General features: G+C 64.9%; 26 protein-coding genes. 15 read left to right on the forward strand and 11 right to left on the reverse strand.

Annotation, left to right across the window (positions count from 1 at the left end; genetic code table 11):
• Positions 1–46: 46 nt before the first annotated feature.
• From C7W88_RS07420 to C7W88_RS07425, 3 genes are read right to left on the reverse strand one after another with little or no spacing between them, the layout of a single operon-like run.
• Positions 47–601, reverse strand: coding sequence for a methyl-accepting chemotaxis protein (locus C7W88_RS07420; protein ID WP_240344876.1), 555 nt, complete (start codon positions 599–601; stop codon positions 47–49).
• Positions 598–1,584, reverse strand: coding sequence for a hypothetical protein (locus tag C7W88_RS23595; RefSeq protein WP_240344877.1), 987 nt, complete (start codon positions 1,582–1,584; stop codon positions 598–600). Before C7W88_RS23595 ends, C7W88_RS07420 begins: the two co-directional genes overlap by 4 nt.
• The gene (locus tag C7W88_RS07425; RefSeq protein ID WP_118073055.1) at positions 1,584–1,910 is read right to left on the reverse strand and encodes a hypothetical protein; all 327 of its coding nucleotides are present in this window, start codon (positions 1,908–1,910) and stop codon (positions 1,584–1,586) included. The genes C7W88_RS23595 and C7W88_RS07425 overlap by 1 nt, the downstream gene beginning before the upstream one ends.
• A gap of 181 nt (positions 1,911–2,091) precedes the next feature.
• On the opposite strand from C7W88_RS07425, the gene C7W88_RS07430 reads away from it, so the two are divergent.
• On the forward strand, positions 2,092–2,949 hold the full coding sequence (locus tag C7W88_RS07430) for a 23S rRNA (adenine(2030)-N(6))-methyltransferase RlmJ (protein ID WP_118073056.1): 858 nt from the start codon (positions 2,092–2,094) through the stop codon (positions 2,947–2,949).
• 9 nt (positions 2,950–2,958) lie between these two features.
• Here C7W88_RS07430 and C7W88_RS07435 read toward each other — a convergent pair whose 3' ends face one another.
• The 3 genes from C7W88_RS07435 to C7W88_RS07445 are packed head-to-tail and all read right to left on the reverse strand — an operon-like array spanning position 2,959 to position 4,575.
• Positions 2,959–3,864: a pirin family protein gene (locus tag C7W88_RS07435; RefSeq protein ID WP_118073057.1), complete on the reverse strand. Its 906-nt coding sequence runs from the start codon at positions 3,862–3,864 to the stop codon at positions 2,959–2,961.
• Complete coding sequence (locus tag C7W88_RS07440) at positions 3,861–4,310, reverse strand: NUDIX hydrolase (RefSeq protein ID WP_118073058.1); 450 nt, start codon at positions 4,308–4,310, stop codon at positions 3,861–3,863. Before C7W88_RS07440 ends, C7W88_RS07435 begins: the two co-directional genes overlap by 4 nt.
• Positions 4,303–4,575 carry a BolA family transcriptional regulator gene (locus C7W88_RS07445; protein ID WP_118073059.1) on the reverse strand — a complete coding sequence of 91 codons (273 nt, stop codon included), beginning with the start codon at positions 4,573–4,575 and terminating at the stop codon, positions 4,303–4,305. Before C7W88_RS07445 ends, C7W88_RS07440 begins: the two co-directional genes overlap by 8 nt.
• A 40-nt stretch (positions 4,576–4,615) precedes the next feature.
• On the opposite strand from C7W88_RS07445, the gene C7W88_RS07450 reads away from it, so the two are divergent.
• Both C7W88_RS07450 and C7W88_RS07455 read left to right on the forward strand, forming a co-directional pair.
• Complete coding sequence (locus C7W88_RS07450) at positions 4,616–5,206, forward strand: J domain-containing protein (protein WP_118073060.1); 591 nt, start codon at positions 4,616–4,618, stop codon at positions 5,204–5,206.
• A gap of 110 nt (positions 5,207–5,316) precedes the next feature.
• Complete coding sequence (locus C7W88_RS07455) at positions 5,317–6,159, forward strand: N-acetylmuramoyl-L-alanine amidase (RefSeq protein ID WP_162895947.1); 843 nt, start codon at positions 5,317–5,319, stop codon at positions 6,157–6,159.
• Between the two features lie 63 nt (positions 6,160–6,222).
• Here the strand turns inward: C7W88_RS07455 and C7W88_RS07460 are convergent, their stop codons facing one another.
• Positions 6,223–7,827 (reverse strand): phosphoenolpyruvate carboxykinase, encoded by a 1,605-nt coding sequence (locus tag C7W88_RS07460; protein ID WP_118073062.1) that lies wholly within the window; start codon positions 7,825–7,827, stop codon positions 6,223–6,225.
• Positions 7,828–8,108: 281 nt separating this feature from the next.
• Between C7W88_RS07460 and C7W88_RS07465 the strand changes: the two genes are divergently transcribed.
• From C7W88_RS07465 to C7W88_RS07500, 8 genes are all read left to right on the forward strand, one after another.
• A complete protein-coding gene (locus C7W88_RS07465; protein WP_118074648.1) occupies positions 8,109–8,825 on the forward strand; it encodes a response regulator transcription factor in 717 nt (238 codons plus the stop codon).
• Positions 8,764–10,401: a stimulus-sensing domain-containing protein gene (locus tag C7W88_RS07470; RefSeq protein WP_118073063.1), complete on the forward strand. Its 1,638-nt coding sequence runs from the start codon at positions 8,764–8,766 to the stop codon at positions 10,399–10,401. The genes C7W88_RS07465 and C7W88_RS07470 overlap by 62 nt, the downstream gene beginning before the upstream one ends.
• A complete protein-coding gene (locus C7W88_RS07475; RefSeq protein WP_118073064.1) occupies positions 10,398–10,823 on the forward strand; it encodes an HPr kinase/phosphorylase in 426 nt (141 codons plus the stop codon). The genes C7W88_RS07470 and C7W88_RS07475 overlap by 4 nt, the downstream gene beginning before the upstream one ends.
• A gap of 63 nt (positions 10,824–10,886) precedes the next feature.
• A complete protein-coding gene (rapZ, locus tag C7W88_RS07480; RefSeq protein ID WP_118073065.1) occupies positions 10,887–11,819 on the forward strand; it encodes an RNase adapter RapZ in 933 nt (310 codons plus the stop codon).
• A gap of 151 nt (positions 11,820–11,970) precedes the next feature.
• Entirely contained in the window at positions 11,971–12,375 is a 405-nt protein-coding gene (locus C7W88_RS07485; protein ID WP_039331580.1) for a PTS sugar transporter subunit IIA, read from the forward strand.
• 1 nt (position 12,376) lies between these two features.
• Positions 12,377–12,673 carry an HPr family phosphocarrier protein gene (locus C7W88_RS07490; RefSeq protein WP_039331581.1) on the forward strand — a complete coding sequence of 99 codons (297 nt, stop codon included), beginning with the start codon at positions 12,377–12,379 and terminating at the stop codon, positions 12,671–12,673.
• Positions 12,674–12,713: 40 nt separating this feature from the next.
• Positions 12,714–13,517, forward strand: coding sequence for an RNA methyltransferase (locus tag C7W88_RS07495; protein ID WP_118074649.1), 804 nt, complete (start codon positions 12,714–12,716; stop codon positions 13,515–13,517).
• A gap of 54 nt (positions 13,518–13,571) precedes the next feature.
• Positions 13,572–13,976 carry an META domain-containing protein gene (locus tag C7W88_RS07500; RefSeq protein WP_118073066.1) on the forward strand — a complete coding sequence of 135 codons (405 nt, stop codon included), beginning with the start codon at positions 13,572–13,574 and terminating at the stop codon, positions 13,974–13,976.
• Here the strand turns inward: C7W88_RS07500 and C7W88_RS07505 are convergent, their stop codons facing one another.
• Positions 13,977–14,561, reverse strand: coding sequence for a hypothetical protein (locus C7W88_RS07505; protein WP_118073067.1), 585 nt, complete (start codon positions 14,559–14,561; stop codon positions 13,977–13,979). It abuts the gene before it with no gap.
• A 197-nt stretch (positions 14,562–14,758) separates the two neighbouring features.
• On the reverse strand, positions 14,759–16,273 hold the full coding sequence (gene rmuC / locus C7W88_RS07510; RefSeq protein WP_205525273.1) for a DNA recombination protein RmuC: 1,515 nt from the start codon (positions 16,271–16,273) through the stop codon (positions 14,759–14,761).
• A 148-nt stretch (positions 16,274–16,421) separates the two neighbouring features.
• Here rmuC and C7W88_RS07515 point away from each other — a divergent pair, with 148 nt between their 5' ends.
• Positions 16,422–16,832: a four-helix bundle copper-binding protein gene (locus C7W88_RS07515; RefSeq protein ID WP_118073069.1), complete on the forward strand. Its 411-nt coding sequence runs from the start codon at positions 16,422–16,424 to the stop codon at positions 16,830–16,832.
• A 15-nt stretch (positions 16,833–16,847) separates the two neighbouring features.
• Here the strand turns inward: C7W88_RS07515 and def are convergent, their stop codons facing one another.
• Together def and recR are read right to left on the reverse strand one after the other, a co-directional pair.
• A complete protein-coding gene (gene def / locus C7W88_RS07520; protein WP_118073070.1) occupies positions 16,848–17,414 on the reverse strand; it encodes a peptide deformylase in 567 nt (188 codons plus the stop codon).
• Positions 17,415–17,478: 64 nt separating this feature from the next.
• Positions 17,479–18,075, reverse strand: a complete 597-nt coding sequence (gene recR / locus C7W88_RS07525; RefSeq protein ID WP_118073071.1) for a recombination mediator RecR — start codon at positions 18,073–18,075, stop codon at positions 17,479–17,481.
• Between the two features lie 52 nt (positions 18,076–18,127).
• On the opposite strand from recR, the gene fmt reads away from it, so the two are divergent.
• From fmt to C7W88_RS07540, 3 genes are read left to right on the forward strand one after another with little or no spacing between them, the layout of a single operon-like run.
• On the forward strand, positions 18,128–19,033 hold the full coding sequence (gene fmt / locus C7W88_RS07530) for a methionyl-tRNA formyltransferase (RefSeq protein ID WP_118073072.1): 906 nt from the start codon (positions 18,128–18,130) through the stop codon (positions 19,031–19,033).
• Positions 19,030–19,782, forward strand: a complete 753-nt coding sequence (gene truA / locus C7W88_RS07535; RefSeq protein ID WP_118073073.1) for a tRNA pseudouridine(38-40) synthase TruA — start codon at positions 19,030–19,032, stop codon at positions 19,780–19,782. The genes fmt and truA overlap by 4 nt, the downstream gene beginning before the upstream one ends.
• A 3-nt stretch (positions 19,783–19,785) precedes the next feature.
• Positions 19,786–20,895 (forward strand): zinc-binding dehydrogenase, encoded by a 1,110-nt coding sequence (locus C7W88_RS07540; RefSeq protein WP_118073074.1) that lies wholly within the window; start codon positions 19,786–19,788, stop codon positions 20,893–20,895.
• The last annotated feature ends 63 nt before the right edge of the window (positions 20,896–20,958 follow it).

The following is a 20,958-nucleotide window of genomic DNA, read 5'->3' on the forward strand; positions in this document are numbered from 1 at the left end:
TGTCAGGGATTTGCCGGAGAGGGAAGAGCGGGAATTACAGGAGCGATCAGGCGACTCTCAGCACCGGGGGCGAACGCTCCGCGCGCTCATCGTGGTCCGACGTGCGGAACCTGCTGACGAGGCGGCGCAACTCCTCGGCCGCGCGGGCCAGTTCGTGGGCGGCGGCGTTGCTTTCCTCGACCATCGCCGCGTTCTGCTGGGTGAGCGTGTCGAGGTTGGCGAAGGAGCCGCTTACGCGAGCGAGTTCTGCCGATTGCCGTACCGCCGAGTCCGCGATTTCCGATACCGAGCCGCTGACCTGCGAAACTCTGGTCACGATGTCATCGAGCACCGTGCCGGTCCTGCCGACCAGGCTGACGCCCTGGGCGACCTGTTCGCTCGACGTCTGGATGAGGTGGCGGATGCTGCTGGCCGCGTCGGCCGACCTCTGCGCAAGCGCGCGCACTTCATTGGCGACAACGGCAAAGCCCTTGCCCGCATCGCCGGCGCGGGCTGCCTCGACCCCGGCGTTCAGGGCGAGCAGGTTGGTCTGGAAGGCAATGCCGTCGATCAGGGAGATGATCTGGCCGATTTCGTTCGACGAGCGCTCGATCTCGTTCATGGCAGCGACTGCGCTGGAGACGACCGTGCCGCCTGCTTGCGCAAACTGCTGCGCTTCCCCGATGGCTTCGCGGGTCTGGCCGGCATTTCGCGCGGTCTGGTTGATTTCCGCGCAGATGTCCTGCGTGACCGAGGTGTTCTGTTCGAGAGCGCTGGCCTGCTGTTCGGTGCGGCGTGCCAGATCGTCCGATGCGCTGCGGATTTCAGAAGAACCGCGCGTGATGTGATGGGTGGTGGTCGAGACCGCACCGACAAGCCGGTCGAGATCGGTCGTCGCGGCGTTGAAACTGTCCTTGAGTTTTGCATAGGCCGGGGAAAGTCGACGTCGATCTTGGTGCGAAGATCGCCAGCGGCCAGTTCCTCCAGCCGCTGTTCCACGGCCGAGATCACCAGTCTCTGCTCGTCGGCAACGCGTTGCCGTTCTGCAGCCGCCGCCTCTTCCATGGCGCGCTTGTTCGCTTCTGCCTCAGCCTGGGCGATGATCAGGCGCTGCAACTGGACGCTGAGGAAAACCAGAGCTGCCGTTTCTGCAATCACGACCACCGCGTGCAGGACCACGCGGAGAAAATCGGCGCCATTGTTGTAGACAAGCTCGGGCGCGACGAAGTTGCCGAGCAGGTGATGCAGGGCGGTCAAGGCGGCTGCGGTGATGATCGCGCGCCAGTCTGCCAGCACGACGATAATCGCCAGGCAGGCGAAGAAGACCATGTGCAGATCTATCATCCAGCTCGATCCGGCCCACTGATAGAGCAGGATCATCGGGAAGGTCATGATGCCAGCCGCAACGGCGCAGCGCTGTGTAATGTCACCCTGGCCGTTGAGGGCGACATAGGCAGTGAGGGCGGCCGCAATCGTCGCTGCGATCGGCGGCATGAATCCCGATCCTGCCCAGATTGCGCCGAGCCAGACGATCAGGGCGCCTATGATCGATGCGAACGCCAGGGCACGGAGGCCGTTGGTGCGAAGGGCCTGCAACTGATCCATTACTTTTCAATCCCTGGAGAGCTGGTGCAAAGCCCAAGCGGGACCGCAATCGCGATCGCGCCGTGGCTTAGGGCAGAATACAAGGCGCCATCGGGCGCATGGTCGAGGACCAGTCCGCCAAGCGGCGTCGTCCCGATGATCCGGGCTCCGCGACCGGTTGCCCAGCCTGCGTAAGAGGCAGAGCCTGTTGGCGAAAGGGAAAGCACGGCCAGCGCCGCGCCCTGCTTGGGGGCAAGTGCCGTTGCCGGAACAAGCGCGCAGGCAAGCAGCAGCAGGCTGAGGCTGCCACGCTGGCGTTTCCTGCTATCGTTTCCTGCGACCCGCATGGGACAAGGATAGCAAACGAGTCTTGCCGGTAAGATATTGGCTGATCCGGATTTATACGTGCAACGGGAGCCGCCCGTGCAGTTCCGGGCAGGTCGGACCTTGGTGGTCGGCGGCTGCCGGCCTATGAGCGGGCGCGCCTGTCAGCAGGTTCGGAACAAAGCGTCGGGATATCCAAGCACAGTGAACTATCGTCATTCCTTTCATGCAGGCAACAGTGCAGATGTCGTCAAGCACAGCTTGCTGATCGCGCTGGTGCGGGCGCAGCAGCTCAAGGACGGCGCATTGACGCTGATCGACACCCATGCCGGTTGCGGGCTTTACGACCTTCATGGTGATCAGGCGCAGCGTACCGGCGAGGCCGCCCAAGGCGTGATGCGGGCATTTGCCGATGCGGACCCGCTGCTCGATGACTATCGCGCTGCGGTGCGGGCAGTGAACGGGGCGGGAAATGAAGGGGCCGGGAATGAAGGGGCCGGGCCGCTGCTCTACCCCGGTTCGCCGCGCATTCTGGCGCAGCTGCTGCGCCCGCAGGATGCCCTGATCATCAACGAAAAGCATCCCGAGGACGCCTATGCCCTGCGCGGGGCAATGCGCGGCACGCCTGCTGCCGTACATGAGCGCGACGCCTACGAGTTCTGGCTGGCGATGCTGCCGACCCGGACCCCGCGAGGGCTGGTGGTGGTCGATCCGCCTTATGAACAGACTGACGAACGCGCGCGGATCACCAAGACTCTCGCTGCCGCGCAGCGCAAATGGGCGCATGGCGTGACGGTGATCTGGTACCCGCTCAAGGACCGCTCGGCGCATGTGCACTGGAAGGAAAAGCTGCGCAGGCTGGGCATCGCGAAGCTGCTGAACGTGGAGCATTGGCTTTATGACGCCGACCAGCCCGGCATCTACAACGGCGCCGGTCTGTTCATCGTGAACCCGCCTTATGCGTTTACGCAAGGCCTGCCGCCGATGCTCGATGCGTTGCGCGAGGCGCTGGCGCCTGAGGGGCATCGCGGCACGCTCAAGGCTGAATGGCTGGCTGCTTGAAGCAGGGCGTCAGGGATAACTCACCGTGGTCGCCACCTTCGGCAGGGGGATGAATTCTTCCTCGTCGCCCGGCACTTTCGGGAAGCGGCCTTCCTGCCAGTCGGCTTTGGCCTGGTTGATGCGGTCGCGGCTGGAGCTGACGAAATTCCACCAGACGTGGCGCTTGGTCGAGAAAGCCTCGCCGCCCATCAGCATGACGCGGCCGCCGGTTTCGGATTGCAGCTTGAGGACTGCGCCGGGGGCGAGGACGACGAGGTCGTAGAGGGCAAGGGGGTGGCCGTCGACCTGCGCTTCGCCGCCGACGAGCATGACGGCGCGTTCGTCCGCCTCGGCCTCGATCGGCAGGGTGCCGCCGGGCGCGAGCAGGATTTCGGCGTAGATCGTGGCGGCGTGCTGGGTGGTCGGCGCGGTCTGGCCCCAGAGCGTGCCCATGATGACGCGAGCGCTGGCGCAAACGTCCTCGACCAGTGGCAGGGCGGTGACCTGTTCGAAGGCGGGAGCGATTTCCTCCTTGCCATCGGGCAGGGCGAGCCAGGTCTGCATGCCGTAGAGGTGGGGGCCGCCGGGGCGTTCGGTTTCGGGCGAGCGTTCGGAATGGACGATGCCGGTGCCGGCGGTCATCAGGTTGACCTGCCCCGGGCGGATCGTGGCAAAGGAGCCGAGGCTGTCGCGGTGGTCGATCGCGCCTTCGAAGAGCCAGGTTACGGTGGCGAGGTTGATGTGCGGGTGGGGGCGCACGTCCATCGCGGTGCCGGCGGGCAGGTGGGCGGGGCCGAACTGGTCGACGAAGATGAACGGGCCGACCATCGTGCGCTGGCGCGAAGGAATGGCGCGGCGGACCTCGAACGCGCCGAGATCGTGGGCGACGGGGGTGATGGTCTGGAGCGCTATTGAATTCTTGGGGTAGTCACTCATGCGTCCGCCTCGAGGGCAAGCAGTTCGAGCAGGTTCACCGGAAACACCGGCTCGTGCCACTGTGCCAGTTCTTCGCGGGTAAACCAGCGAAATTCCTTGATAAGTTCGCGCTCGATGGCGGTGTGGCCGGAGGTGTCGGGCGTGAAGCTTTGCGTGCGGACGCGGAAGAAGCGCTCGTCAGAGGTGATCGGTTCGCCTTCGAGGGTGAGGTAATCGTCGGCGCGGCGCGCGACTTCGGGGCCGCAACTGTCCACGGCAAGGCCGGTTTCCTCGAAGAGTTCGCGCACGGCGGCCAAGGCGAAGTCCTCGCCGGGATCGCATTCGCCGCCGACGCCGCACCAGAATGGGCGGCGGTCCTTCGGCGCGAAACGGATGAGGAGCAGGCGGTCGTGCTCGTCGAGCAGGAGGATGCGGGCGGCGCGCCTTATGCGCCTTGGCTTATTCACCGGGGGCTTTTGCCTTGATGGCAAGCGCGTGGACGCGCTGGCCGGGGAGGTCGCCCAGGGCCTTGTTGACCATGCGCTGGCGGGCAAGGCGCGACTGGCCGGCGAAGGCCGCGCTTTCGATCTCTACGGTGAAGTGGGATTCGCCGGTGCCATCATCACCCATGTGGCCCGAGTGCGAGGCGCTGTCGTTGATCACGGCAAGGCGCACAGGCGCCAGGGCTTCGGTCAGGAGTCGTTCGATTTCCTGTGCAACTGGTCCCGTCATGTCTTCCCTTCCTGACTTCCCGTCGCCATGTGGGGCGCAAATGCGTAATGACAAGTTCCATGGCCGCGTCCAGGGCACAGGGCGTGTGTGCAATGCTCCCGGTTGTGACGAGCCGGGCGAATTCCGCGCGCCGGGCGTGCGCTCTTCGGGCTTCGACGGGCCGGGCGATTATCGCTGGTTTTGCCTTGAACACGTGCGGCAGTTCAATTCGGGATACGATTTCTTTGCCGGGATGACGCCGGAGGAGATTCTCAAGGCGCAATCGCCACTGGCCGGCTGGGAGCGCGAGACGCGGGCGTTCCGGCCCGATGCCGGGATCGATCAGGCGCCGCGCTGGGCAGACTTTGCCGATCCTCTGGAGGCGATTGCCCAGCGTGCCAAGGCGCGACGGGCCGATCACCAGAGGGCGGCCGATGCGGCGCGGCGCGGGATCAGTCCGGACGAGCGCAAGGCCTATGATGCGCTGCACCTGGCCTATGATGCCGATCGTCGGCAGTTGCGGCAGAGCTATTCCGAACTGGTGCGCAAGTACCACCCCGATCGCAACGGCGGCGACCGTACGTTCGAAGGGCGGCTGCAGGAAGTGGTCGAAGCGTACAACCTGCTCAAGGGCAGTGCGCTGTTCGCCTGATTTTCCGGCGTTGCATGACATTTGTCGCGCCAGTCTGGTGACGTCTCGCACAGACTTTCCATAGGAAATTTCCTATGCCCTCCGTGCCAACAGCACATGGAGGCACGGACATGGCTTACGTCATCAAGAACGGAATCCTCAACGACAACTCCAATCCCGTAAGACAGATCAAATCGCGCAACACCGGGGGCGCCTTTCCGGCCCCGCCGAAGATCGTGGTCATCCACTTTACCGCAGGCGGATCTGCCGCCTCTTCGGCCAACTGGTTCGCCTCGCGCGACAACACCAATTCATCGGCACACGTGGTTGTCGACCGGGATGGCTCGATCATCCAGTGCGTCAATTTCAACGAGGTGGCATGGCATGCGGGCAGGTCGAACTGGCGCGATCTCGTCGGGCTGAACAGGCATTCCATCGGCATCGAGATTGCCAACTGCGGCGCGCTGCGCGGCGGCGCTAACGGCTGGTACAACGCAGCCGGGCAGAAGATCGATAACGTCGTGATGGCGGTTCACCGCAATGGCAATCCCGATGGATCACGCACGCCGATCGGCTGGGAAGCCTATCCGGCAGCGCAGTTCGAGGCCGTGGTCGCCTTGGTGCGGGCGCTGCGCGAAGTCTATCCGATTGCCGAGATCGTCGGGCATGACGACATCGCCCCGGTGCGCAAGTCCGATCCGGGGCCGGCATGGGACATGGTCCGCTTCCGCCAGCGTGCGCTGGGCGGGCGCGATCAGGATGGTGCGAATGTCGGGGTAGTCCGCTCTCCGGGCGGGCTCAACCTGCGCAGCGGCCCGGGGACGAACTTTGCCGTGGTCCAGTTGCTGGCCGACGGCAGCAAGGTCACGCCGATGGGCGTGAACGGGTCGTGGATCGAGGTTACCACGCTTGATGCGGCGGGCAGGCCGAACAAGACCGGTTGGGTGCACAGCCACTATGTCGACCTCGACTGAGGTCTGAAACGAAACGGGGCTCCCGAAGGAGCCCCGCAGCGTTTTCAGCAGTGCAGCCTGAGATCAGGCGGCGGCAGGCGCCGCATCGCGGACCGACTGATCGACGTAGTCGGCAAACTGCTGGAAGTTGTCCACGAACTTGTGGACCAGTTCCTGCGCGGTCTTGTCGTATTCCTCGGCGTCCGCCCAGGCAGAGCGCGGATCGAGCAGGCGGGTTTCGACGCCGGGAACTTCGACCGGCACTTCGAAGCCGAAGTTCGGGTCCTTCTTGAAGGTGGCGTTGTTGAGGCTGCCGTCGAGCGCGGCGTTGAGCAGGGCGCGGGTTGCCTTGATCGGCATGCGCTTGATGCCTTCCTGCGTGGCCTTGCCGCCCGACCAGCCGGTGTTGACCAGCCAGCACTGCGCGCCGCCCTTGGCGATGCGTTCCTTGAGCAGGTTGCCATAGACCGACGGGTGGCGTGGCATGAACGCCGCGCCGAAGCAGGTGCTGAAAGTGGCTTCCGGTTCGGTCACGCCGATTTCGGTGCCGGCGACCTTGGCGGTGTAGCCCGAGAGGAAGTGATACATCGCCTGCTCCGGCGTGAGCCGTGCGATCGGAGGCAGAACGCCGAAAGCGTCAGCCGTGAGGAAAATGATGTTCGACGGCGGCGGCCCGAGGTTCTCGGCGCTGGTGTTCGGAATGAACTCGATCGGGTAGGCGCCGCGGGTGTTCTCGGTCTTGCTGGAATCGGTGAAGTCCAGTTCGCGCGTGGCCTCGTCCATCGTCACGTTCTCGAGGATCGTGCCGAACATCTTGGTCGTGGCGTAGATCTCCGGCTCGCCCTCTTCCGAGAGGTTGATCATCTTGGCGTAGCAACCGCCTTCGAAGTTGAACACGGCGGTGTCCGACCAGCCATGCTCATCGTCACCGATCAGGGTGCGCGACGCATCCGCCGAAAGCGTGGTCTTGCCGGTGCCCGAAAGGCCGAAGAAGATCGCGCTGGTGCCATCGGCGCCGATGTTGGCCGAGCAGTGCATCGGCATGACGCCCTGGGCGGGGAGCAGGAAGTTGAGCAGGCCGAACACGCCCTTCTTCATCTCGCCCGAATATTCGGTGTTGCCGATGAGGATCAGCTTCTCGGTGAAGTTGACCGCGATCACGGTGTCGCTGCGGCAACCATGGCGTTCCGGGTCAGCCTTGAAGCTGGGCAGGTTGAGGATGGTGTATTCCGGCACGAACGAGGCCAGCTCTTCAGCCTTGGGGCGCACCAGCAGGGTGCGGACGAACAGGCTGTGCCAGGCCATCTGCGTGACCACGCGCACGTTGACGCGATATTCGGGCTGGCTGCCGCCGAACAGGTCGGCGACATAAAGTTCTTGCTGACCCTCCATGGCAGCGAGGAAATCCGCCTTCAGGTTGGCCCAGTGATCAACCGACATAGGCTGGTTGATCTTGCCCCAGTTGATCGAATTCTCGGTGGTAGCATCGCGGACAATGAACTTGTCCTTGACGCTGCGGCCAGTGAACTTGCCGGTGTCGACAAGCAGTGCCCCGTCCTTTGTCAGCCGTCCTTCGCCCTTGCGCACCGCATGTTCGACAAGCGGCGCAGTACCGAGATTGGCGAACAGCACTGCCGGTTCGGGGAAGCCCTGGCTGGCGAGGGACACGTTCAGGCTGGTATCGGACACTTGGGGCCTCCCGTTGGTGGCGCTTCGGACAGGGTTTTGCCCGCTTGCGCACGGATTGCGAATACGAATGCGCTGATTCTCGACCTGCGCATAGTCACCTGCGTTTGCTGCGTCAAATGACACGCGGCAACGAAGTTTTTTTGCGCATCGGGTTGCGTTCCATGCAACTGTAAATGTTGCAGTGCAGCGGCATTTGCGCTTGAAGTTGCAAGCTTTGCTTCGGCCCGGTATCGCTCGAAACCATGGCCACGCCGCAACCGCCTCGCGCCGAAAGCGCAGACATGCCGCGCACGATCGCGCTTGTGGATGATGACCGCAACATCCTGACAACGGTATCGATCGCGCTGCAGACCGAGGGCTTCGCCACGCGGCTTTACAATGATGGCGATGCCGCCCTGAAGGCGCTGCTCGACAATCCGCCGGATCTGGCGGTGTGCGACATCAAGATGCCGCGCATGGACGGGCTGGAATTGCTGCGCCGCCTTCGCGAGAAGAGCGATCTGCCGGTCATCTTCCTGACCAGCAAGGACGACGAGGCCGACGAGGCGCTCGGCCTGTCGATGGGGGCTGACGACTACATCGCCAAACCGTTCAGCCAGCGACTGCTCGTGGCGCGGATAAAGGCGATTTTGCGGCGCAGCGAAATCGTGCGGCGCGAGGCTGCCGAACTGGAAGCGGACAGCGAACCTTTGCCCGAGCCGATCCGTCGCGGGCGGCTGGTGATGGATCCGGCGCGCCATGCGGTGACATGGGGCAGCGAGCCGGTTTCGCTGACGGTTACGGAATTCCTCATCCTTGAGGCGCTGGCGATAAGGCCGGGCGTGGTGAAGACGCGCAACCAGTTGATGGATGCGGCCTACCACGACGACGTGTTCGTCGATGACCGCACGATCGACAGCCACATCAAGCGCCTGAGGCGCAAGTTCCGCGCAGTGGATGGCGAGTTCGGGGCGATCGAGACCCTGTACGGCGCCGGGTACAGTTTTGCCGAAGACTGACGGCCGTGTTCAGCCGGGTTTGCGTCGGCGGCGCCTGCGGGCGCTGTGGCGTATCCGCGGCGTCTCGCTGACCACGCGCATCCTGTTCGTCAACGTCATTGCCCTGGCGCTGCTGGCGGGCGGGTTCTTCTATCTCGACAGCTATCGCACCCAGCTGATCGAGGAGCGGTTCAAGCTGGCGCGGGCCGAGGCGGAGATTGCTGCCGATGCCTTGGACGGGGCGAAGATGGCGCAACGCAAGGAACTGCTGGCGCGGATCGGCACCGATCAGGTGCTGCGCCTGCGGCTCTACGATCCTGAAAGCCAGTTGCTGGCCGACAGCTTCGGCCTCGCCCCCCCGTCGTTCGCGCTGATCAATCCCGAGACCGAGCCGTGGTACCAGAAGGCGGCGCGATTGCTGGACCGGGGGGTTGACTTCATCGTCAACGCGCCGACGGTCGAGCGCTACAGCGATACCTCCGAGCGGCCGGCCGGTAGCTGGCCGGAGATCAAGGCGGCGCGTCAATCGGGGCGGACGGAAGTGTACCTGCGCTATGCGCCCGACCGCACTCCGGTGATCACGGCGGCGACCCCGGTGGGCAACAAGGGCGAAGTGCTGCTGACCTTGCGCAACGCGCTCGACGTGACGCAATCGGTGCGTGATGCCCGCCAGACGCTGGTGATCATCATCGGCATTGCGCTGCTGCTGTCGGTGCAACTCTCGCTGTTTCTGGCGCGGACGATCGTGCAACCATTGCGGGCGCTGGTGCGGGCGGCGGTGCGTGTGCGGCTGGGGCGCGAGCGCGAGGTGGTGGTGCCGCGCCTGCCCGATCGTGGCGACGAGATCGGCCTGCTGGCGCGGGCGGTTTCGGACATGACGACGGCTTTGCGCCAGCGGATCGACGCGGTGGAAAGCTTTGCCGCCGACGTAGCGCACGAGCTCAAGAACCCGCTGGCTTCGCTGTCGAGTGCGCTGGAAACGATGGAGCGGGTCGAAGAGCCGGCACTGCGCCGCCAGCTTTCCGACATTGCCGCGCATGATGTGCAGCGCATCGACCGCCTGATCACCGAGATTGCGGACGCGAGCCGGATCGATGCGGAACTGAGCCGCGCGACCTTTGTCGAGGTGGACCTCGCCTTGCTGGCCTCGCAGGTGGTCGGCGCACGCGATGTGCGGGCCAGCGCTACCGTGCCGATCCGGATGGCGCGACTGGAGGGCGAGACGACCGTGCCGGGCGATGCCGCGCGGCTGGAGCGCGTGCTGGAGAACCTGCTCGACAACGCGGTGTCATTCTCGCCGCCGGGCGGCAGCGTCGACGTCAAGGTCTGGGGTGATGGGGATTGGGCGCATATCGCGGTGAGCGATCACGGCCCGGGCGTGCCTGTGGCAGAGCGGGACAAGGTGTTCGAGCGGTTCCATTCGGTGCGGCCTGCCGAGGAAGCGTTCGGCGCGCACAGCGGCCTTGGCCTGGCCATCGCCCGGACGATTGCCGAAGCGCATGACGGCACGCTGACGATCCATGACCGGCCCGATGGCAAGGCCGGCGCCTACTTTCTGCTGAGCATTCCCCTCGCGGTGGAGGAGGAGGCGGAGTGAGCCGGGCGGTGCAACTGACTTGCGTGGCGATTGGCGGAAGGGGCCTGCTGATCGCGGGGGCGCCGGGGAGCGGCAAGTCCAGTCTCGCGCTCGCGCTTATCGATCGCGGGGCAGTGCTGGTCGGCGACGACGGCGTGATGTTAGAGGCGAAGGCAGGCCGCCTGATCGTTGCCGCGCATCCCAATACGGCCGGAAAACTGGAAGTGCGCAACCTTGGCATTCTAGATTTCCCGGTCTCGGCCCCGGTCCCGGCGGCCTTGCTTGTGCGGCTGGACAGCGCCGCACCGCGGTTTATCGAGCAGGCGCAAGCATATGAACTGGAAGGAATTAGCCTTCCTTCAGTGGCGCTCTGGCCGGAGTCGCCGGTGCTGCCGCTGCGCGCGGAACTGGCGCTTTCGCGCTATGGGTTGACGTTTTCCTGATTGGGGACAGGTCCTTTTTGCGGACTTTCCAAGCGTGCGGCAAAGGCGCAAAGCGGGCTTCCGATGGCGCAAGACTCAAGCTCTCCAGACTCTGGCCCTCAGCGCATTCTCCTCGTCACCGGCTTGCTCGGCGCGGGGAAGACAACCGCGCTGCGCACGCTGGAGGATCTGGGTTGGGAGGCGATCGACAACTTCCCGATCCGCCTGCTTGATCGCCTGCTCGAGACCGAGCCGGGGACGGCGCGGATGGAATCGGGCGCGCCGATGGCGATCGGCTTTGACACCCGGACGCGCGGGTTCGATCCGGCCAGGACGATCCAGCTGGTCAAGAAGCTCTCGCAGCGCAAGGACATCGAGGTCACCACCCTGTTCCTCGATTGTGGTGGGGCCGAACTGGAGCGTCGCTACAACGAAACGCGCCGCCGCCATCCGATGAGCGAGGACAAGCCAGCTTCGACCGGGATCATGGCCGAGCGCGAACTGCTTGAGCCGCTGCGACGCTGGGCCGACGTGGTGATCTCGACCACCAGCTTCACCTCGAACGACTTGCAGCAGGCGATTCGCGACCAGTTCGGCAATGTGACCGCCGCTGCGCCAACGCTGACGATCAGCAGCTTCGGCTTTTCGCGCGGGACGCCGCCGCTGGCCGATCTGGTGTTCGACATGCGTTTTCTTGCCAACCCGCACTGGGTGGACGAATTGCGACCGCAGACCGGGCAGGACCCCGCGGTGGGCGACTATATCCGGCAGGACCCCGCTTTTGCCGAGGCTTTCGAGCGGATTCGCGATCTTCTTCTGCTGCTGGTTCCGCGTTATCGGCAGCAGGGCAAGGCCTATGTCCACGTGGCTTTCGGGTGCACCGGAGGCAAGCATCGTTCGGTGTTCATGGCCGAGCAGATCGCTTCAGCCTTGCGCGCGGAAGGATTTTCACCCACATTGCTGCATCGCAACCTCGCGTCGCGAGCGGCCGATCTGCTTGAAGGTCGGAAAGCTTGAGACAGCGAGGGAGAACAAGGATGGGCGGGGCAGCACTGGAAGCCATGCGTTTTGATTCCCAGTCGTCTTGCGCGCCCTGCAATCCTGCCAAGCTCGCGTTCATCGCCAGCAGTGCAGATTGCCCGGCCGCACTTCGGAGCCTGCCCCTTTCATGATCGGTCTTATTCTGGTTACCCACGGCGCTCTTGCCGACGAGTTCATTCATGCGATGGAGCATGTCGTCGGCCGACAAAGCGACGTGATCGGCGTGTGCATCGGCCCCAACGATGACATGGAGAAGCGCCGCAAGGAAATTGCCGACGCGATTCGGCGCGTCGACAGCGGCGAAGGCGTGATCATCCTCACCGACCTGTTCGGCGGAACGCCATCAAACCTTGCGATCTCGCTGATGCAGGCGGGGCGCGTGGAAGTGATTGCCGGGATCAACCTGCCCATGCTGATCCGTCTGGCCAAGGCGCGCAATTGCATGGGTGTGAAGGAAGCGACAGCCGCCGCGCGCGATGCGGGGCGGAACTACATAACGATCGCTTCGGAGTTCTTAGGGCAGGATGCATGAGATGGCAGAACAGGGTTACGTCACCCGCGAGACGGTAACGATCGTCAACCAGCGCGGCCTTCATGCACGGGCGAGCGCCAAGTTCGTCAACGCCGTGGCCAAGTTGCCGGCAGGCTTCGAAGTGACAGTAGCGAAGGATGGCACCGATGCCGCCGGCGCCTCGATCCTGGGGCTTATGATGCTGGGCGCGGCCAAGGGCGATACTGTCGATGTGAGCGTGGCCGGGCCTGAAGGCGAGGCGGACGCGATCCTGATGAAGCTGACCGGGCTGATCAAGGACGGCTTCGGAGAGGATTGATCCTCTTGCCGCAATGGCTGCACTGGACCATGGCAACGCCATGACCCGCAAGATCATCACCGGCTATTCCAACCCGACGGTAAAGTTCGTCCGCAGTTTGCGGGAGAAGAAGCACCGGCGGCGCGAGCGCAAGTTCCTGGCCGAAGGACTGCGCCTGCTGACCGACGCGCGCGAGGGCGGGCGGCTGCCGGAAATCCTGCTGATGGCGCAAGGGCGCGAGGGGCATCCGCTGCTCGACGAGCTAGAGGCGGATGTCGCCCGCGCCGGGGGCGAGGTGATCGAACTGCCGCTGGATATCCTGGCCAAGGTTACCGGCAAGGAGAACCCGCAGGCGGTGGCGGGGGTGTTTGCCGAGTGGGACACTTCGATCCGCCTGATTGATCGCAATTCTGCGCCGATCTGGTTGGTAGCGCACGCCATGCGCGATCCCGGCAATCTCGGCACGATGCTGCGCACGGCTGATGCGGTGGGTGCAGGCGGGTTGATCCTGATCGACGATTGCGTGGATCCGTTCTCGGTCGAGGCGGTGCGCGCCAGCATGGGCGCGATCTTTACCGAGCGGCTGGCGCAGGCGCGGTGGGATGAATTTCTCGGCTGGTTGCGTCAGGGCGAGGGACAGCTGGTGGCGGCCAGCTTGCGCGAGGCCGTGCCCTATCGCGGCGCGCCCTACGCCAGCCCATGCTTCGTGATGGTCGGCAATGAATCACGCGGGCTGCCCGAAGATTACGAGATGGCCTGCGACTTGCGCGTGACCATGCCGATGAAGGGTCGCGCGGATAGTCTCAACGCGGCGGTGGCTGGCGCGGTACTGGCCTACGAAGTGCTTGCCAGCCTGCCTGAATAACCACGTACCAACCGGTTAATCGCACGCTCAGTCGCGCGGGCGCATGGTCGCCTCATGCGGTCGACTCTTGCTCTTCTTGCGGTTTCGGCCTCGCTCATGGCCGGTTGCGCCACTGCGCCTTCGGGCAGCGCTGGGTTGTCCGGGACAGAGTGGACCATCCTGCGCGTCGATGGGGCGGCGCCGGTGGTGCCGGAGAAGGCTTCGCTGAAATTCGAGGACGAGCGGCTGAGTGCCAACGTCGGCTGCAACGGGATCGGCGGTGACTATCGCGTCGATGGCGTCCGGCTGGTCGCGGGGCCATTAATGGCGACGCGGATGTTCTGCGAGGGTCCGGTGTGGCAGCAGGAAGAGGCGGTCAATGCGCTGCTCTCTGCTGCGCCCCAGATCGAGCGGCGCGGACGGACGATGCGGCTGGTGTCCGGCGGTCATGCGCTAGATCTGGAACTGACCGCAGGTTGATCAATCCCCGGCGATGAAGGCGGTGATCTGCCACTGACCCTGCTCGGGTTCGGCAATCAGGCGATAGTCGAGCAGGCTGCGAAGCTTGCGCGTTTCGATCCAGCCCTTGGTTCCATCATGCGTGGTGACGCGGGTCGCCTTGGCTTCGCTGTCGAAATCCATCGGATCGATGCCGACAATCGTCCAGCCTGCCTGCGCTGAGGGTTTTCCGCTCGGCTTATCGAGAGCTTTGTCGAGCAGCGGCGTGTCGTCGCCGAGCACCAGCATTGCACGGTAGCTGTCGATGTCTTCCGGCACATTCCAGAAGACCCACGGCATGGCAGCCAGCCCGCCTTGCACGGCGCAGCCGAGCGGCAGCAGCGCGTCGAGTTCCTGCCACAGCTTCGTTTCGGGATCACCGAGGCGCTTGACCAGTTCGGCAGGGCCATTGCCGCCGCCATAATCGAGCGCGATATCGGGGGCTGCGAGCTTGGATAGTGCTTGCGCGTCCCGCTTCCGGATCGCGGCGACCACGGCCTTGTGGAACGCAGGCCAGCCTGGCTGCTTCTGGCACTCGTCCCGCGGCGCATAGCGGGCTTCCTTCACCGAAGTAGGCGCGAGGGTGGCGGGCTCGCTAGCTTCAGGTTCGGGCGCTGCCGCTGATTCCGAAGCCCGTGGGGACGGTGGCGGGATTGGGGAGGCGGCACTCGCGCTTGGCGACGCATCAGGCTCGCTCCCGTTTCCGCACCCGGCCAGAGCCGCAAGCGCGGCAGTGGCCAAAAGGAGCCGGGCGAGCCTGTGGGTCATTCTGCCGCCACGTCTCCATCGTCGTTGGCAATTGCCGAGTGCACTGCCGGTTCTGCCTCGGCATAGCGTGGAGCGGATTCGACGAGGGGGACTTCTTCCAGCTCGCGCTTGCCGATTTCGATGTGCTTGTCCTTGAGGCGACGGCCTGCGGACAGGACGTTGCGTTCGAAGCTGCCGACGAACTTGTTGTAGTTGCTCACCGCACTGTCCAGCCCACTGCCCACGCGCTTGAGGTGCTCGGCGGCGACGGCAAGGCGGTCATAAAGTTCGCCGCCCATCTTGCCGATCTCGCGCGCTTCGCGGGCCAGCCCGTCCTGCCGCCAGACTTGCGCCACGGTGCGGGCGATGGCGACGAGGTTGGTCGGGCTGGCGAGCAGCACGCGCCGCTCGAAGGCGAAGTCCCACAGCGTCGGGTCGCGCTCCAGCGCGGCGGCGATGAAGTGTTCGCCGGGGACGAACATCAGCACGTAGTCCGGCGCTTCCTCGAACTGCGACTGGTAGGACTTTGCGCCCAGTGTCTGGATGTGGTTGCGCATCGACTGGACGTGGGCGTTGAGAGCGATCTTGCGGGTATCGTCGTCCTCTGCCTCGAACGCATCCTGATAGGCGTTCAAGGAAACCTTGGCGTCGATCACCAGCAGCTTGTTGCCTGGCACGCGCACGATCGCATCGGGGCGCAGGCGGCCATCTTCGGTGTTGACCGAATGTTCGGTGATGAAATCGGTGTGTTCGGACAGGCCGCACTGTTCCAGCACGTTGCGCAACTGCAGTTCGCCCCAGCGCCCGCGCGTCTTGGGGCCATTGCGCAAGGAGTTGCCGAGCTGCGCGGCGGCGGCGCGCACGGCTTCCTGCCCATCACGCATCGACTTGATCAGGCCGGTCAGCTGCCCGAACGAGTCCACTCGCTGCTTCTCAAGGCTCTGCACCTGCTCTTCATAGCTGCGCAGGCGCTGGTCGACCGGGGCGAGGAGGGACTTCAGACGTTCGGCGCTGGTCTTCTCGCTTTCCTCGAAGCGCGACTGGGCGCGGGCGAGGAAGGTCTCCTGTGCCTTTTCCAGGACCTTGTTACCGGCGTTCTCGAACTCCTTGCGCAGCGCTTCCTGCGCCTCGATCAGCAGGCGCTTTTGCTCTGCAAAGTTCTCGGCATCGGCCTTCATGCGTTCGAGGTCGGCGCGCAGAGCCTCGCGCTCGGCACGGACCTGAGCGAGTTCGGCGCGGACCTGATCGGCATCGGCCGCGCGCTGGCGGGCAGCGGCGAGGGCGGGGGCAAGTTCATCGCGCTGGCGGCGGACGTCCTGCAGTTCCGCGAGGCCAGCTTCGAGTGCCTTTGCCCGCTCCACCGTGGCGGCAAGGTCCACCGTCATAGCCTTGACTGTGCCTTCGTGCGCCTTGGCTTCGGCATCGCGGCTGTCATGGCGGGCGCGCCATTCGGCCGCCGGGCGTGAACCGAGGAACCAGCCGATACCAAGCCCGATCACAAGCGCTACGATTACGAAAAGGGCAGATTCCACGAACTTCTCCAGCAGGAACGAAATGGGAACCTACCGTGACGTGCGGATTGGCGCAACCGATTCAGCCGGCGTGTTCCACAGGCAGGACGGGGCGCGGAACGGAAAGGCGCGCGACCCGCTAAGTCCTTGCGAACGAAGGAGAGCGCCCATGTCGATCGAGAAGATGATTTCGGAGCACCCGCAGGTGGGTGGCAACTACAATGCGTCGCTGGGTCTGGCGGTGAAGCATGCGGTCTATTGCTCGGCGATCTGCAACTCGTGCGCCGATGCCTGCCTTGCCGAGGCGATGGACATGGACCAGTGCATCCGCACTTGCCTCGATTGCTCTGACGTCTGTGCGGCGACCAGCCGTATTGCGATGCGGCGGACGGGTTCGAACCGTGAGCTGATCAGGGCGCAGCTTGCCGTGTGCATCAAGGCCTGCGAGATCTGCGAAGCCGAGTGCGCGAAGCACGACCATGCCCATTGCCGCCGCTGCGCGCAGATGTGCCGGGAATGCGCGGACGATTGCCGTCGGGCGCTGGAAGATCTGGATCGTGAGGTGCATGAGGCCGCATAACGCGGCCTCATCGCGTCAGGCGACCTTGCGCAGCTTTTCCAGCTTCTTGAGAGCCATGTTGCGCTTGAGGCGGGAAAGGTGGTCGATGAACAGGATGCCTTCGAGGTGGTCCATCTCGTGTTGGAGGCACGTGGCCATCAGGCCGTCCATGTCCTCTTCATGGGTGTTCCCCTCGAGGTCCCGCCAGCGCGCGCGGATGCGGGCGGGGCGTTCAACCTCGGCGTAGATCTCGGGCACCGAGAGGCAGCCTTCCTGATAGAGGCTGTGCTCTTCGGAAGGATCAAGGATCTCGGGGTTGATGAACACCCGCGGTTCCTTCTTGGTCGGCTGGTGGTGATGGTGGTGGCCATCGTGATCGCAGGCGACGGGTTCGGCATCCGGATCATCGGGCTGAAGGTCGATCACCAGAACGCGCAGCGGCACGCCCACCTGAATCGCGGCGAGGCCGATGCCCGGCGCATCGTACATCGTTTCGAACATGTCCTCGACAAGCGTCTTTAGCTCGTCGTCGAACTTTTCGACGGGGACGGAGACCTGCTTGAGGCGCGGGTCGGGGACTTCGATGATTTCGCGAATGGCCATGGGGGCAGATAAGGAATGTGGGCCGGACTCGCAAGAACAGCGTTACGATCAGTGTGATCGATGGTCAGGCAACTGGTCGCCTTGCCCGCAGCGCCTGTGCAAGGGTTCCTTCGTCCAGATAGTCCAGCTCGCCGCCCACGGGCAGCCCGTGCGCCAGCTGCGTGACGCGGACGGGGGCTTCTTCAAGCCGTTCGGCGATGTAGTGGGCGGTGGTCTGGCCTTCGAGCGTGGCGTTCATGGCGAGGACGACCTCGTCGATGCCGCCTTCGCTGACGCGGGTCAGGAGCTGGCCGATGGTCAGGTCTTCCGGGCGCACGCCTTCCAGTGCTGACAGCCTGCCGCCGAGCACGTGGTACTTGCCGGTGAACAAACGTGCGCGGTCAAGCGCCCAGAGGTCGGCCACTTCCTCGACCACGCAGATCGAGCGGGCGTCGCGGCGCGGATCGGTGCAGATGCCGCAGGGGTTGGTCGTGTCGACATTGCCGCAGACCTCGCATTCGACTAGCAGTTCCTGGACTTGGGTCAGCGCGTTGAGCAACTGGGGCAGCGCCGTCTCGCGCCGCTTGATCAGCCACAGCACGGCGCGGCGGGCCGAGCGGGGGCCGAGCCCGGGAAGGCGCGCCAATGCGCCGGAAAGTGCCTCGATCTCTTGCGATGCCATGGCAGCACAGATAGGGCCGGAGCCGACAAACGGAAGGCCTTGCAGACAGCTTATGCGCATCATCTTCATGGGGACGCCCGATTTCGCGGTGCCGACGCTGGAAGCGCTGGTGAAAGCGGGGCACGAGGTGGTTGCTGCCTATAGCCAGCCGCCGCGTCCGGCCGGGCGGGGCAAGAAGCTGCAACCCTCGCCGGTGCATCTGGCGGCAGACGCGCATGGCATCGAGGTGCGCACGCCGGTTTCGCTGAAGGGCGCCGATGAGCAGGCGGCCCTTATGGCGCTGGAGGCTGATGTGGCGGTGGTCGCGGCCTATGGGCTGATCCTGCCGCAAGCGGTGCTGGATGCGCCGCGGCTGGGGTGCCTGAACGTGCACGGCTCGATCCTGCCGCGCTGGCGCGGGGCTGCCCCGGTGCAGCGGGCGATCCTTGCAGGGGATAAGACGACGGGCGTCACCATCATGCAGATGGAGCGCGGGCTCGATACCGGGCCGATGCTGGCCAAGGTTGAGACGCCGATCGACGGCAAGACGGCTGGGGAATTGACGGCGGAGCTGGCCGGGAAAGGCGCGGGCCTGATGGTGCAGGTGTTGGCTGATCTTGCAGCCTATCGGCCCGAGGTGCAGCCGGAGGAGGGCGTGACCTATGCGCACAAGATCGACAAGGCGGAGAGCCGGCTGGACTTCGCGCGCGATGCGGTGGACGTGGAGCGGCAGGTGCGGGCGTTTGCGCCTGCGCCGGGGGCGTTCTTCGAGCTTGAGGGCGAGCGGTATCGCATTCTTGCGGCGGAAGTCGTCGATGGGACGGGAGAAGCAGGCGTGACGCTGGACGAAGCGCTCACCATCGCCTGCGGTGCAGGCGCGATCAGGCCGACATTGATCCAGCGTGCAGGGCGTCCGGCGATGGACGCTGCCTCGCTGCTGCGCGGGCGGGCGATTGCGGCGGGTACGCGGCTCGGCTGATGCGGTTTGCGTTGACTCTCGAATGGAACGGCGGGCCCTACATGGGCTATCAGCGCCAGTCGCACGGACCGAGTGTGCAGCAGGCGGTTGAGGACGCAGTCGAGTCCGTGACTGGGGAGGCCGTGATACTCAACGCCGCCGGGCGGACCGATACCGGTGTCCATGCGCTGGGGATGCGGGCGCACTTCGATCTGGCGCGCGAATTCGATCCGTTCCGCATGATGGAGGCGCTGAATGCGCGGCTGCGGCTGGCCGGGCATCCGATCGCCGTGCTGGATTGCCATGAGGTGGCGGACGACTGGCATGCGCGCTTCTTGTGCATCGGGCGGTCGTACGAGTATCGCATCATCAACCGCCGCGCGCCGCTGACGCTGGACCTTGGGCGGGCATGGCGTATCGCCAAGCCGCTGGACGCTGCGGCGATGCATGAAGCAGCGCAGGCGCTGGTGGGGCACCACGATTTCACCACGTTTCGTTCGGTTCATTGCCAATCGGCCAGTCCGCTCAAGACGCTCGACCGGCTTGACGTGCGGCGCGAGGGCGACCGGGTGATCATCGAGGCGGCGGCGCGCAGTTTCCTCCACCATCAGGTGCGCTCGATGGTCGGGTGTCTGGCGCTCGTGGGGCAGGGACAGTGGCCGGTGGCCCAAGTGGCCGAAGCGCTCGCAGCAAAAGACCGTAGCAAATTAGGACTTAACGCGCCCGCCGAAGGTCTATACTTCGTCTCCGCAACATATCCCGGAGAGTGAAGAATGACCGAACTTCAAGGCCAGCGCATCGTCTCGCAGCTTGATTCCGACGGCACCCTGACCGTCAGCCTTGAAGACTTCACCCTGCCTGCGCCCGAGGGGCGGCAGGTGGTGATCCGCGTGGAAGCGACGCCGATCAACCCTTCGGACCTTGGCCTGCTGTTCGGCCCTGCCGATATCGACAACGCGGAGTTCTCGCCCGGCAGGATCGTGGCGAAGATGCCCGATCCTGCCGTGCGCGCTATGGCCGCGCGCCACGGCGCAGCCATGCCTGTGGGCAACGAAGGTGCGGGCACGGTCGTGGCAGCCGGCGATGCTCCGGAAGCGCAAGCGCTGCTCGGCAAGCGCGTGACCTGCTTCCCCGGCGGCATGTATGCGACGCTGGCTGTGGCTGACGCCGCCATGTGCCTGGAACTCCCTGAGGGCGTGACGGCGGAGCAGGGCGCCTCGGCCTTCGTAAACCCGCTGACCGCGTTGAGCTTCACCGAGACGATGCGCCACCTTGGCCACAGCGCGCTGGTGCATACGGCGGCGGCGTCGAACCTGGGCCAGATGCTGGTGAAGATCTGCCAGGCTGACGGGATTCCGCTCGTCAATATCGTGCGCAACGATGCGCAGGTTGCGATCCTGAAGGGGATCGGCGCCGAGCATGTCGTCGACAGTTCGAAGGAGACGTTCCTCGATGATCTCGCCGCCGCGATCGGCGCGACCAAGGCGACGATGGCCTTCGATGCGATCGGCGGCGGCAAGCTGGTCAGCCAGATCATGACGGTGATGGAGCAGGTCGCCAATTCGGGCGCAGCCTACAGCCGTTATGGCTCGAACAGCCCGAAGCATGCGTTCATCTATGGCGCGCTCGATCTTTCGCCGACCGTGCTGACCCGCAACTTCGGTTTCAGCTGGGATGTCTCGGGCTGGTTGCTGACGCCGTGGATGGGCAAGCTGGGTGCCGAAGTCGTCGAAAAGATGCGCCGCCGCGTCATGGCAGAACTCACCACGACCTTTGCCAGCCACTACAAGGCGCGGGTTACGCTGGACGAGGCGCTGACCAAGGCAGCGGCGCTGGAGTACAATGCGCGCCGCACCGGCGAGAAGTATCTGATCAACCCCTGATTTGATGACCCGGCACCTGCGTAAGGTTACATAGGCTTTGTGCCAGCAATCTTGAACTGCTGG

Source organism: Novosphingobium sp. THN1 (genome assembly GCF_003454795.1).
Taxonomy (GTDB): Bacteria; Pseudomonadota; Alphaproteobacteria; order Sphingomonadales; family Sphingomonadaceae; genus Novosphingobium.